Origin of the sequence: Opitutus terrae PB90-1 (genome assembly GCF_000019965.1) — a bacterium.
In the GTDB taxonomy this organism is placed as follows: Bacteria; Verrucomicrobiota; Verrucomicrobiia; order Opitutales; family Opitutaceae; genus Opitutus; species Opitutus terrae.
Genome location: NC_010571.1, coordinates 1,781,034 through 1,794,002, shown reverse-complemented (window position 1 = coordinate 1,794,002; position 12,969 = coordinate 1,781,034). Strand labels below are relative to the sequence as shown.

Here is a 12,969-nt window from a genome sequence, read left to right as displayed (position 1 = left end):
CCGCGCATAGTTCACTCGCTTAGCTCCGGACGTGTCCGACCCCTCTGACTTTTCGGCGATTCCCCCAGATCTTCGCGCCGCCCTCCGCTTGTCCCCGAACAATGCTCCACTCCTGCAGCACGCCGCTGGAGTCGTACTCGCCCACGGCGCTTACGCCGAAGCCGAGGCCTTGTTCAAGCGGGTGCTCGCGCTCGATGCGACTTCATCAGCAGCGCGGCTTGGACTGGCGTCGGCTTTCTTTCAGCAAGGTAAACACAGCGCGGCGCTGGTGATCGTTGAGGACATGATCAAGCAGTCGGCGCCGCCACCGCGCGCGTGGTTGTTACACGCGCGCCTCGCCCTTCATGCCGGCGAATCGAAACTCGCCGCCCAGCAGTATCAGAAAGCCTGTGCGGCCGATCCGTCGCTCGCCGATTCCGCAATCGAACAGGAACTCGGGTCGCATTTTCACCGCACACCTAAAGTGGAGCCACCAACCAGCGACCCGTTTCCGTCCGACGCAGCCGATCAAGCGCCGGAGCGGCTCCCGGCGGGCGACCTCCCGCTTGGTCCCGAGGTTGATGTCGAGCGCCCGCAACTCTCCTTCGACGACGTCGGCGGCATGGAACGCGTGAAGGAAGAGATTCGCATGAAGATCATCCTGCCGCTGCGCCAGCCGGACTTGTTCAGGGCTTACGGCAAGAAGATCGGCGGCGGCATCCTGCTCTATGGTCCGCCCGGCTGCGGCAAAACCTATCTCGCCCGCGCCACCGCCGGCGAGGTGCAGGCGGGATTCCTCAGTATCGGCATCAGCGACGTGCTCGATATGTGGATTGGCCAGAGCGAGAAGAACCTCCACGCGCTCTTCGAGCAGGCGCGCGCTCATCGACCATGCGTCCTGTTCTTCGACGAGGTGGACGCCCTCGGCGCCAGCCGCTCCGATATGCTCAAGAGCGGCGGCCGGCAGATCATCAACCAGTTCCTCTCCGAATTGGACGGTGTCAGCGCCTCGAACGAGGGCGTGCTGATCCTCGCCGCAACCAACACCCCCTGGCATCTCGACCCGGCTTTCCGCCGGCCTGGCCGGTTCGATCGTATCCTGTTCGTCCCGCCACCCGATCAACCTGCGCGCGCTACGATCCTGCGGTTGCTCCTGAAAGGAAAACCAGTCACGGAACTCGACTTCGACGCGCTGGCCAAAAAGGCCGATGGGTTCTCCGGGGCAGACTTGAAGGCGGTGATCGATATCGCCGTCGAGGCCAAGCTGCGTGTCGCCATGACCTCCGGCAAGATCCAGCCGGTCACCGGCGCCGACCTGCTCGCTGCGATCAAAACGCACAAGCCCAGCACCCGCGATTGGTTCGAGACGGCGCGCAACCACGCGCTCTACGCCAATCAAAGCGGCCTCTACGACGAGATCCTCGCCTTCCTGAAGATCAGCAAATGAGCGCCCATCTTGCCCGCGCCCAACTGCTACTCGCACAATCCCGGCCCGGCGAGGCCGAACGGGAGGCGATGCTTGCACTCTCCGCGGACCCCCAAGATACCGCGGCGCTCGCGTTGCTCGCGCTTAGCCGTTGCGCCCAGCAGAAACGCCCGGAAGCGCTCGCGGCCGCCGAATCCGCGGTCGGTCTCGCGCCCGACAACGCGTATTTGCACTACGTGCACGCGTTGACGCTCCACCACCTCGATCGCGAGGACGCCGCTCACAGCGGGATCAATGCCGCGCTCCGCTTGAATCCGGAGGACCCCGACTTTTTCTCGCTGCTCGCAGGCATCGAGCTCGCCCGCGGCAACGCGCCCGCGGCCCTCACCGCCGCGGAGCAGGCACTTGCCATCGACTCCGAGCACGTGGAAGCGGCGAATCTTAGGGCAATGGCATTGGTGCGCCTCGGACGCAAAGCTGAGGCGACCGAAACGGTCGATTTCGCCCTCCAGCACGCGCCCAACAGCGCGTTATCCCACGCGAACCAAGGCTGGACCTACCTTCACCGCAACGATCCCCGGCGGGCACAGGAGTTTTTCCGCGAAGCGTTGCGGCTCGATCCAACGATGGAGTTTGCGCGACAGGGTATGCTCGAAGCGCTCAAGGCCCGGAACCCAGTCTACCGCGCCATGCTTGCCTACTTTCTCTGGATGGGTCGCCAGGGAGCAAAGCTCCAATGGGGCATCATCATCGGGACCTATTTCTTCTCGCGGTTTCTGAACAGTCAGCTGCGTGGTGCGGAGCACGCCTCGTGGGCCCTGATACTGCTGGCGCTCGTGTTTTATCTCTTCGTCTATCTCACATGGACCGCGCACCCGATGTTCAACCTGCTGCTGCGGTTCGATCGGTTCGGACGATACGTTCTCTCGCGTGACGAACGGATCGCCACGTACTGGTTTGGCCCGCTTGCCGGAGCCGCTGTCGCCGCGCTGACCTGGTGGGTGGTGACCCGCGCGGGGCTCCCGTTGCTGGCCACACTGTTGCTTGCGGCGCTGTCGATCTGCGGCGCGGCCACGTTCCAGCGCCAGAAACGCGCCCGGTTGATTCTCGGCGGCTGCACGGTGCTGCTCGCTCTCGTCGCGGCGATGGTGGTTTTCGAGGTGGTGATTGGCCCAGTTGTGGCCGGCGGTGGCGTCATGAGCGTCTTCGTGATGGGTTTTCTTGGCATCCAAATTCTCGCGAACGTACTGAGTCGCTGACCGATCTGCCACTTGGCCCGTCGGCGCAACACAGCAAAAATCCTTGTGCGCCGTTCGTTCGGCTGCCGTCGCAGCGCGCTAGAACCACACCTAACTCAGCCGCGCAGCCGTTCGGCTTCGAACAGGCACACGCAATCGCTGCCGTCCTGCGTGGGCAGCCAGTGCGGCTCGAGCGCCTTGAATTCGCGATCGATCACCTTCCGCAGTCCGCCGACCTCGATCACCACGATCCCATGTGGCGCCAGCCGCCCCTTGGCCTGGTGCAGCAGCTTGCGGATGATCATGAGGCCGTCCGGCCCGCCGTCGTGCGCCAGCCGCGGTTCGGCGGCAAACTCCGGCGCCTGCCGGTCGACATGCCGGCTCGGTTCATACGGCGGATTGCTCAGGATGATGTCGTAGCGCGCGGCCGGCACCTCGTCGAAGACGTCACTCTGGAACAGGTGCACGCGCTGACCGAGCCGATGTTCGCGGACGTTGATCACCGCCACGTCCAGCGCCGGCGTTGAAACATCGATGGCGTCCACGACGGCCCGCGGAAATTCGTGCGCCAACAGGATCGCAAGGCAGCCCGAGCCCGTGCAGACATCGACCGCACGCTTCAACCGCCGCCCGTGATCCGGCAGCCAGTCGCGCAACGCGCCGGGAATGAGTTCCAGAAAATAACTGCGCGGGATGATCACGCGCTCATCGACGTAGAAGCGGTGTTCGCCGAGCCACGCTTCGCGCGTCAGGTACGCCGCCGGCACCCGGTCGACCACCCGTCGCCGCAGCACGTCGCGTACGTCCGCGCGCTCGACCGGCGTGAGCTTGCGCGTCAGGACGCTGGCGTCGCTCTCGAGCGAGAGCTTCAGCGTTCGCAGCAGCAGGTAGAGCGCCTCGTCGTGCGCATTCGTCGCCACCTGGCCAAGGGCCACGTTCTCGCGGGTGTAGAGTTTCTCTGCGAACCGCAGCCAGTCGCCCAGCGTCGCCAGCGCGTCGGTGCGTGCGAAGGGATCGGAGGGCGAATTCCCTTTCATTGGTCGCGCTCCCGCCCACATCCATCGCCGCCCGGTTGATGCCATGTAGGAGCGGCTTTACGCCGCGATGGGTCCGTCTCTGGCGCTCCGGATCGCGGCATAAAGCCGCTCCTACAGTTGCCCTCGGCGGTCTTCATCCGTTGGGAAACGCAGTGTCCGCGGCCCGGCTCTACTCTTTCGCCTCTTTCTCCTCAACCACGTGCTCGTGATTGAAAATGTGCTCGGGACAATAGCACTGGTCACCCGTACACTTGGAGCAGTAGCGGAAATCCATCTCCGGATTCGTGAGGTCGGTTTTGCCGCAGATGTAACAGCGATGGCGCGGCTCGCGGTCCTTGCGTTCCTCAACCGCCCGGCGCGCCTGCGCGGCCATGCTGCGCCGACGCGAGCGCATGGTGTCGATGATGTCCCGGCCGAAAAAGAGCAGGAAGTTGCCCACCGACGCGAGAATCTGCCAGCGTGTCGAAGGCGCACCCACCACCAGCCCGTAGGCGTAACCGAGCACGGTAAGCAGCGCGAGCCACTTGATCTTGATCGGCAGGATGAAGAACAGCGCGAGTTCGAAATCGGGATTCAACCACGCGAAGGCTAGGAACACGGAACCGGCAATGAAAGCGTTCGTCACCGGCGCACCGGGCGTGAGGAACGCCGCCGCCACCGTCAGCACGCAACCGAGCAGCAGAAAAGCATTGTAGCGAAAGGCGCCCCAGTAGTGCTCCAGCGCATTGCCCATGAGGTAGAAAATCCACCACGCGAACGGCAGCAGCATCAGGCTGAACATCGAACCAAAGTTCACCGGCGGCGGATAGAACAGGAACGTGAAGACACGCCATGGTTCGCCGTTCATCACCAGCACCGGCACCAACACGAACTGACGCAGATCCAGCAGGCCGAGCATCGCCGCGAGCGTGACGAACACCTGCCCGATGATGAGATAGAGCGTGATGTTCGTCGGGGCGAACCGGCCGAAACGTCGTTCAAGAGGATCGAGCAGTGGCATCAGGAGGCGGAGGAGAAAGGGTCGAAAGGAACGCGCCGGCCCCGACGGGCGGGACTGCGGGCTCGGTAGCGGAATCCATGAACTGTTCGCCCGCAACGCGAAAGCGCCGACTTGGCCGTGGCACGGGCATCCCGCCCGAGGAAGCTCGCCGCGCCGCCGTCACGGGCAGGACCGCAACACGGGCAAGATGCCCGTGCCACGAAGGCGAGGCGGCCGGAAGGTTTGGCGCAACCGGACCGCTGCGCTTTCAGCTCTCCGCCGGTTTGGCGAGTTGATCCAACAACTTCTGTTTCTGCGTTTGCAGCGCCGGCTCCTGCACGGTCTCCAGCAGCGCCCGGGCGTGATCCCGTTTGTCCTGCTTGATCAGCACATTCGCCGCATGCAGCCGCATCGTCTCGCGCTCGACCGGCGTCGGCGCTTTCTCCTCCAGTTCACTCCACGCCTTCAAGGCTCCGTCCCAGTCGGGCGGGTTCATTTCGTAAAAGGACTCGGCGTAGCGATAGGTGAACTCGATCCGGTCCGGCGCGAGTTCCGCCGCCTGCCGGAATGCGTGATGGATGGCGCGGTCGATCGCGTCCGCCTTCCACTCGCCCGACGTGATGAAATCGTCGCGGGCTTCGTGCAGCAGCGTGCCGAGCTGGTAGTGGTAAAGCGGTTCCCTGGGCGCGAGTTTGATCGCGGCGAGGAAATAGTTCACCGCCTCGAGCGGCTTGCCCTCTTCCGCCAGGTAATTGCCGATCTGGTTTTTCACCAGCGGCTGGTTCGGATCGAGCTCGTTCGCCTTCAGCAGCATCACGATCGCCTGCTTGCGCTGGTCGAGCTTGCTGAGCAGGTAACCATACGCGGCGTACCCCTGTGCGAGGTTCGGGTTCGCGCGCAACAGCGCCTCGTAGCCGCGGCACACCTGCTCCATCTGCTGCGCAAACGCCTCTTCGTCGAACTTGGGGTTCTCCTTCGCCGCCTCGGCCATCAGCGCCTGCTGCTGTTCGATCAACTGCTTGAGCCCGCGCTCCGCCAACGATTCGCTCTCCTGCGCACGGAGGGAGGCAAGACCAAGCAGAGCCGCAGCCACGAACACGCGGCAACTCATCGCCGGCCAGCGGGCACCGGATAACTGACAGGAAACCCAGGAATGCATGGGGTGGAGTGCGACACGGTCGCTGAGCCAAGGTGCCAGCGCAAACCTGGAACGGCACTGCGCATGCCCGTGCCACCTACCGGTTCATCCCGTGCTGCGACTCCGCAGAAACGCCAGCGGCGACAGCCCGTGCACGCGCTTGAAGGCCCGGGAGAAATGGAACGGATCCATCCCCAGCACGTCCGCCGCCTCGCGCACGATCAGTTGTTTCTCCTCCAGCAGCGTGGCCGCATGGTGCATCTTCAACCGCATCAAGAATCGATAGGGCGGTTGGCCGGCGAACCGCTGGAACAACCGGCTCAGATACGCCGGCGCCACCCGACAAGCGGCCGCCGCCTCCTCCGCGGTGCTCACGGCCAGAAAATGTTCCTCCAGGAAACGCTGGCACCGCAGGAAGGTGGCGAGCGACGGATTCGACCGCTGTGCGTTGGGCAACCGGACCTCGGACACCAGCAGCAGCAGGATCTGCCCCTGCAGCGCCGCGATCCGCGCTCCGGTTCGCGTGCCGCGTCGCCCGGCGAACAACAACTGCTCGAATGCTGCCTGCACCTCGTCGACCGCGGCCACCGCGTGACATTCGCCCAGCGTCAGCCCCGCAGACCGCATCACGGCCGCAGCACCACGGCCCGAAAAGTTGACGAAGTATTTGGACAATCGGTCCGCGGGATCGGTCGTGATCGCGTGCGCAATCCCCGGGCCGTAAGCGAACACGCAGCCGCGGGTCAGCGCATGCGATCGGCCGTTCATCTGCAGATCGCCGCGCCCCCCCGCCACGAACTCGAGCGTGACGTGCGGAAACCCTGCTCGCCGGATCTCATAGTCCACCGCGCAGCGCTCCCAGCCGCCGCCGACCACGAACGGTCCCGGCCCGCCGTCCGAGGTTCGTTCCACATAAAACCTCCGCGCCTCGGCCACTTGACTCGACATAAACCCAGGCAACGGCAGAGAACGGCGGGGCATCACGCGAGCAAAGCCAGGTCAGCTCCGGAAAGCAACGAGTCAAGAATCGCCATTCCACGGGCAAGAACCGCCATTCAACTCCTCCCGACAATCGGCTACGCTTGTCCTGCCTCCCCGCCCCCTGCGCATGCAGATCGACGCCCACCAACACTTCTGGCGCTACCGTGCCGCCGACTACGGGTGGATCGACGATTCCCTGCAGGCCATTCGCCGCGATTTCCTGCCGGCGGACCTGGCGCCTCATCTGTCCACGGTCGGACTCGATGGCAGCGTGGCCGTCCAGGCGCGACAGTCGCTCGCCGAGACCGAGTGGCTGCTGCAGCTGGCGGCGGCGCATCCGCTGGTCAAGGGCGTGGTCGGCTGGCTGCCGCTCGCAGACGAGGGCGCGCGGATCGGAGCGTTGCTCGATCGGTTTGCCGCGAATCCGCGATTCAAAGGCCTCCGGCACGTCCTGCAGGCCGAACCGGACGGCTATTTCGCGGACGCCAAGTTCAATGAGGCGCTCGAGGAGGTCAGCGCGCGCGGGTTGACTTACGATCTCCTGATCTTCGCCCGGCAGTTGCCGACAGCCGTTGCGTGGGCGGATCGGCATCCGTCGCTCCGCATCGTGCTCGACCACATTGCGAAGCCCGTCGTGCAGGGCGCACCGCCGCGCGAGTGGCGCGAACAACTCCGCGAACTCGCCCGGCGCGAGCGGATCTGCTGCAAGTTTTCCGGCGTCGTCACCGAGGTGCCCGGCTGGCACTGGACGCCCGAGTTGCTCCGCCCCTACTTCGACGTCGCGCTCGAAACGTTCGGTCCGCGCCGGCTGATGTTCGGCTCGGATTGGCCGGTCTGCCTCGTCGCCGCCGACTACGCCCGCTGGTTCGCTTTCGTGGACGACTGCGTGCGGACCTTGTCGGCCGATGAACGCGCCGCGGTTCTCGGTGGCACGGCGACGGCGTTCTATCGACTCGCTGATCAGTCGTGACCATGCAGCCGCGAATCCAGAGCCTACATTGCCGCGCCGGGAACCGGTTGCCTCCAGTTGGCGGCTTTCGGCTCTCAACTCTCAACGCTCAACTCTCAACGGCTCCGGCTCTCCGCTCTGGACGCTCGGCTCTCGGCTGAATTTCCTTTCCATGCACCGCCGCCGCCTCGGAAACACCGGTCTCGACGTCTCGATCCTCAGCTTCGGCGCGTCCTCGCTGGGCGGTGTTTTCCGGACCACCGACGACGCGGAAAGCATCCGCACCGTGCATACCGCGGTGGACCTCGGCATCAACTTCATCGACGTGTCGCCCTACTACGGCGCCACGCGCGCCGAGACGGTGCTCGGCAAGGCCCTCCGGGAAATTCCCCGCGATCGCTATTTTCTGGCGACCAAGGCTGGTCAATACGGCGAAGGCGAATTCGACTTCTCGGCTGCACGGGTCACCCGCAGCCTCGACGAAAGTTGTGCGCGGCTGGGCGTCGACTACATCGATCTGCTGCAGTGCCATGACATCGAGTTCGCGTCGCTCGACCAGATCGTCACCGAAACCATCCCGGCCCTGCTGCAGCTGAAACAAGCCGGCCGAATCGGACACATCGGGATCACCGGGCTGCCGCTGAAGATTTTCCCCGCAGTCATCGATCGCGTGGCCCCCGGTGCAGTCGAGACGGTGCTCTCGTTCTGCCACTACGAGCTCAACGACTCCTCGCTCGAATCGCTCCTCCCCTACTTCGAGCAAAAGCGCGTCGGCGTGATCAACGCCTCGCCGATCGGCATGGGTCTGCTCACGCCCCGCGGCGTGCCGTCATGGCATCCCGCTCCGCCCGCGCTCGTCGCCGGCGCGCGACGGGCCGTCGAATTTTGCCAGTCGGTCGGCGCCGACATCGTGAAACTCGCGATTCAGTTCGCCGTCGCGCACCCGGGCATCGCCACGACGCTGGTGGGCAGTGCCAGCTCGGAAAACATCCGCCGCAACATCGCGTACGCCAGCGAACCGGTCGATCGCGAGTTGCTGGCGCGGGTGCTCGAGATTCTGCAGCCGATCCACAATCACAACTTTACCCGCGGTCGGCCGGAAAACCGCGACCCGATCATCGGCTGAGCGCACCCGCCGAATTGCTGCTGCTGTTATGAACACGCTGATTCTCCAGGAACCCGGCCGACTGATCGGCGCCACCTCGCCCGAACCCGCCGCGCCAGGCGCCGGCGAGGCGTTGGTGCGCGTGCACCGCGTCGGAGTCTGCGGCACCGACCTGCACGCCTTCGCCGGCCGGCAGCCGTTCTTTTCCTACCCGCGCATCCTCGGCCACGAGCTAGGCGTCGAGGTTCTCGCCGTCGGCGCCGGAGTGACCAACGTCGCCGCGAACGACCGCTGTGCCGTCGAGCCTTATCTCAACTGCGGCCGTTGCATCGCCTGCCGCCAGGGAAAACCCAACTGCTGCCGCGATCTGCAGGTGCTCGGCGTCCATGTCGACGGCGGAATGCGTGAACGTTTGGTCCTGCCCGCGGCCAAGCTGCACCGGTCCCGCCTCCTTTCCTTCGATCAGCTCGCCCTGGTGGAAACGCTGGGTATCGGCGCCCACGCGGTCCAGCGCGCCGCCGTCACTCCCGGCGAGACGGTCGCCGTGCTCGGCGCGGGACCGATTGGGCTTTCCGTGATCCAGTTTGCCCTCGCCGCCGGAGCCCGCGTGCTCGTCGTCGACGTCAACCCAGCCCGACTCGCCTTCTGCCACGAGCGGCTGGCGCTTGCGGCTAGCGACCTGATTGACGCGCGGGACGCCGACGTGGCCGCGCGGCTCGGTGAACTCACCGCCGGCGATCTGCCCACGGCGGTCTTCGACGCGACCGGCAACGCGGCCTCGATGGCAGCGGCGTTTCACTATCCGGCGCCGGGTGGCCGGCTCGTATTCGTCGGACTGTTTCCCGGCGACGTGACGTTCAACGATCCGAATTTTCACCGGCGCGAACTCACGCTACTCGCCAGCCGCAACTCGCGCCCGGAGGATTTCCGCCGGATCATCGATCTCGTCGAGTCTGGACGCGTCGACACCACGCCCTGGATCACTCATCGGGCCGCGCTGACCGACGTGCCGGACCGTTTCTCGAGCTGGACCGAGCCCGCCTCCGGAGTATTGAAAGCGATGATCCACGTCGCGGATTGATCCGGGCCCACCGCCGTTTTCCCCACTCGTTTCACCCCAAACATGACTACCCCGAAATCCCGCGGCGTCTTTCAATCGCCCGACGGACGCAGCTACGCCGCCGCGTTCTTCCTCGTCGCGACGCTTTTCATGCTTTGGGCCGTGCTCAACAGCATGATCGACACGATGGACAAGCACTTTCAGAACCTGCTGGGCCTCTCCAAGGCGCAGTCGGCCTGGGTGCAGTTCGCGCACTATTTTGGCTACACTCTCATGGCGCTGCCGGCGGGGCTGATCACGAGAAAGATCGGCTACAAGGGCGGCATCATCTTCGGGCTACTGCTCGTCTCGCTCGGAGGCTTCTGGTTCGTGCCGGCCACCTACATCGCGCAGTTCTGGGGCTTCCTGTTGGGCGTCTGTTTCGTCGCGATGGGGCTCACGGTGCTGGAAACGGTGGCCAATCCCTACACCACTGTCCTCGGTCCGCAGGAGAAAGCCACCTTCCGCATCAACCTCGCCCAGTCGTTCAACGGCTTCGGCTGGATCATGGGGCCGGTCATCGCGTCGAAGTTTTTCTATGCGACCACGGGCGGCGCCGAGGCGGCGAGCAAGACGCTCTACATCCCGTATCTCATCATCGCGATTTTTGTCCTGGGTCTCGTGGTGCTCTTCTGGCGCGCGAAGCTGCCGGAAATCAAGGTGGAGGACGAGTATCACACCGACGAACCCGTCCGGACCGGCGAGGTGATCGCGCACCCAGGGCTGGCCTTTACGCTCATGCTGGCCGGCGCAGGCGTGCTGGTCTTCTCCGTCTACGCCATTCTGACCTATGTCATGATGATCGAGATTCGTGGATGGTTTTATCTGACGCCACTCGTGATCATCGCCGTATGGCTGTGGCGCATTTCGCGACGCCTCACGACGCACAGCATCTGGGGCCATCCCCACTTTTCGGGCGCCACGATTTCGCAGTTCGCCTATGTGGCGGCCCAAGCCGGAATCTTCAGCTTTTTCATCAACTACATGACCGAGATCCCGACGGTCACGGATGGGCTTCGCCAAAGTGGTTTCGTCAATTGGATCTTGGGCGGCAGCGATGGCGTCGGCCAGCTGGAGGGGCTCTGGCGCCTGACCGACTCGGGCGCGAGCCGGCTGCTGAGCGTTGGGTTCTTCCTCTTCTTCATCGGCCGGGTGATCGGGGCGGCGATTCTGAGCAAGGCTTCGGCCCATCGCGTGCTCGGCCTGTATGCCGCGATCAATGCCGTGCTTTGCGCTCTCGTCGTCATGAAGATTCCGCAGTTCTCCGTGATGGCGGTGTTCGGCACCTTCTTTTTCATGTCGCTCATGTTTCCGACCATCTTCTCGCTCGGCATCCACGGACTGGGCTCCGACTCGAAAAAGAAAGCCTCGGCGTTTATCGTCATGTCCATCACCGGCGGCGCGTTGATGCCGAAGCTCATGGGTCGGCTGGGCGACGTCTACGACATGTCGATCGCTTTCCTGATGCCACTCGGGTGCTTCGCGGTCATCGCGCTCTACGGTTTCTTCTGGTCGAAGCTCAGCGGCACCAACGGTTCGACCGCGGTCGCGCCCCACCGGCACGGATAGGCACTGCGAGCAGAAGAGCCATCGCACCGCCATGGCCTTCAACGTGACCGGCGGGTTGTAAGCCAGGTCGATGACCTGGCTGAATGCCTCCCGGGAGCGCCATCGCCGGATCGACTTGCACCCGCCGCGAAACGACTCACCTGTGTTCAGGTGAACACATGTGGCGCAACTCCCCCTATTGGCCGCGGCGCCAACATTAATCCGCCGAACCGGTTCGAGTCGCAGCACCTGAGCCTCGATCCCGCGGATGCCGAGTGGTGCGACTGCCCACCGGAGGAACGCCCGAATCCCCGCACGCAGTTTTTCTTCGACGCCAGCGAATCGCTGCTGACGCGCAATCAAAGTCCCGACGTCGGTTTCGAATACGGGCTCAACCCTTACCGCGGCTGTGAGCACGGCTGCGCCTACTGCTTCGCCCGGCCATTTCACGAGTATCTCGGCTGGAGCAGCGGGCTCGATTTCGAAACCAAGATTCTCGTGAAACTGCGCGCGCCCGAGTTGCTTCGCCGCGAGTTGGGCGCGCCACGCTGGCAGCCGCAGCTGATCGCCATGAGCGGAGTCACCGACTGCTACCAGCCGGCCGAACGCCATTTCCGGCTGAGTCGTCACTGCCTGGAGGTCTGCGCCGAGCTGCGGCACCCGATTTCGATCATCACGAAAAACGCGTTGGTCACTCGCGATCTCGACGTGCTGCGCGAACTCGCCCGCTGGCACTGCGTCCGCGTGAACTTCTCTGTCACGACGCTCGACAGCACGCTGGCCGGCAAGCTGGAGCCACGCGCCTCGCGGCCGCCGGCACGGCTCAACGCGATCCGCGAATTGAGCGCCGCCGGGATCCCCGTGGGCGTGATGGTCGCGCCGACCATCCCCGGGCTCACGGATCACGAGCTGCCCGGAATCCTCGCCGCCGCGGCGGCGGCGGGCGCGCGGCAGGCGGGCTATATCGTTTTGCGCCTGCCATATTCGGTGAAGGACGTGTTCCTGCGCTGGCTCGACGATCACGAGCCAGACAAGAAAGCGCGCGTCGTCGAGCGGCTGCGCGCGCTTCGCGGCGGCTCGCTCTACGACAGCGACTGGGCGCAGCGCTGGAGCGGACAAGGCATCTGGGCCGAACACCTGCGCCGCGTCTTCGAGATCGCTTGCCGTCGGCACGGCCTGAACGACGAAAGCCCCGCGCTGTCCACGGAGCATTTCCGCCGTCCGGGTGGAAATCAGCTGGAGTTGTTTTGAGCGAACAGTCGTCGCGGCTTGGAGCGGTCTCGCAACGACGCGCATGCTCGAGGTGCTCCGGGTGACGCCCGGCGTCCCACCGGGCTGCGGCCGCCGCGCGCTATTCACGTCCAACCCAACCCGGCGGGGCACCGGGTTCCATCTGTCCTCATGCACGCGCCCGCGCCCGCCCGAAAGTGTCACGTACTGCACCCCTTCGAAGCCGGCAGCGGGGCTTGCGTGGGGCGCGGCCGGCGGAT

Annotated in this window: 11 protein-coding genes; 7 read left to right on the top strand and 4 right to left on the bottom strand. The window is 64.9% G+C overall.

Annotated elements, in window-relative coordinates; translation table 11 throughout:
* Positions 1-31 precede the first annotated feature (31 nt).
* Together OTER_RS07240 and OTER_RS07235 are read left to right on the top strand one after the other, a co-directional pair.
* A complete protein-coding gene (locus OTER_RS07240; RefSeq protein ID WP_012374252.1) occupies positions 32-1,426 on the top strand; it encodes an ATP-binding protein in 1,395 nt (464 codons plus the stop codon).
* The gene (locus tag OTER_RS07235) at positions 1,423-2,664 is read left to right on the top strand and encodes a tetratricopeptide repeat protein (RefSeq protein WP_012374251.1); all 1,242 of its coding nucleotides are present in this window, start codon (positions 1,423-1,425) and stop codon (positions 2,662-2,664) included. Before OTER_RS07240 ends, OTER_RS07235 begins: the two co-directional genes overlap by 4 nt.
* A gap of 95 nt (positions 2,665-2,759) precedes the next feature.
* Here OTER_RS07235 and prmB read toward each other — a convergent pair whose 3' ends face one another.
* The 4 genes from prmB to OTER_RS07215 form a co-directional block, all read right to left on the bottom strand.
* On the bottom strand, positions 2,760-3,680 hold the full coding sequence (gene prmB / locus OTER_RS07230; protein ID WP_012374250.1) for a 50S ribosomal protein L3 N(5)-glutamine methyltransferase: 921 nt from the start codon (positions 3,678-3,680) through the stop codon (positions 2,760-2,762).
* Positions 3,681-3,849: 169 nt separating this feature from the next.
* Positions 3,850-4,680 (bottom strand): rhomboid family protein, encoded by an 831-nt coding sequence (locus OTER_RS07225; RefSeq protein ID WP_012374249.1) that lies wholly within the window; start codon positions 4,678-4,680, stop codon positions 3,850-3,852.
* Between the two features lie 247 nt (positions 4,681-4,927).
* A complete protein-coding gene (locus tag OTER_RS07220) occupies positions 4,928-5,818 on the bottom strand; it encodes a tetratricopeptide repeat protein (RefSeq protein ID WP_148218040.1) in 891 nt (296 codons plus the stop codon).
* Between the two features lie 84 nt (positions 5,819-5,902).
* On the bottom strand, positions 5,903-6,778 hold the full coding sequence (locus OTER_RS07215; RefSeq protein WP_044891631.1) for a helix-turn-helix transcriptional regulator: 876 nt from the start codon (positions 6,776-6,778) through the stop codon (positions 5,903-5,905).
* Positions 6,779-6,905: 127 nt separating this feature from the next.
* Between OTER_RS07215 and OTER_RS07210 the strand changes: the two genes are divergently transcribed.
* The 5 genes from OTER_RS07210 to OTER_RS07185 all read left to right on the top strand — a co-directional run bounded on the left by OTER_RS07210 (position 6,906) and on the right by OTER_RS07185 (position 12,730).
* Positions 6,906-7,748 (top strand): amidohydrolase family protein, encoded by an 843-nt coding sequence (locus OTER_RS07210; RefSeq protein ID WP_012374246.1) that lies wholly within the window; start codon positions 6,906-6,908, stop codon positions 7,746-7,748.
* A gap of 151 nt (positions 7,749-7,899) precedes the next feature.
* A complete protein-coding gene (locus tag OTER_RS07205) occupies positions 7,900-8,853 on the top strand; it encodes an aldo/keto reductase (protein WP_012374245.1) in 954 nt (317 codons plus the stop codon).
* Positions 8,854-8,881: 28 nt separating this feature from the next.
* Positions 8,882-9,913, top strand: a complete 1,032-nt coding sequence (locus tag OTER_RS07200) for a zinc-binding alcohol dehydrogenase family protein (protein ID WP_012374244.1) — start codon at positions 8,882-8,884, stop codon at positions 9,911-9,913.
* 42 nt (positions 9,914-9,955) lie between these two features.
* Positions 9,956-11,500 carry an MFS transporter gene (locus tag OTER_RS23845; protein WP_012374243.1) on the top strand — a complete coding sequence of 515 codons (1,545 nt, stop codon included), beginning with the start codon at positions 9,956-9,958 and terminating at the stop codon, positions 11,498-11,500.
* Positions 11,501-11,650: 150 nt separating this feature from the next.
* A complete protein-coding gene (locus tag OTER_RS07185; RefSeq protein ID WP_012374242.1) occupies positions 11,651-12,730 on the top strand; it encodes a PA0069 family radical SAM protein in 1,080 nt (359 codons plus the stop codon).
* Positions 12,731-12,969: the final 239 nt, after the last annotated feature.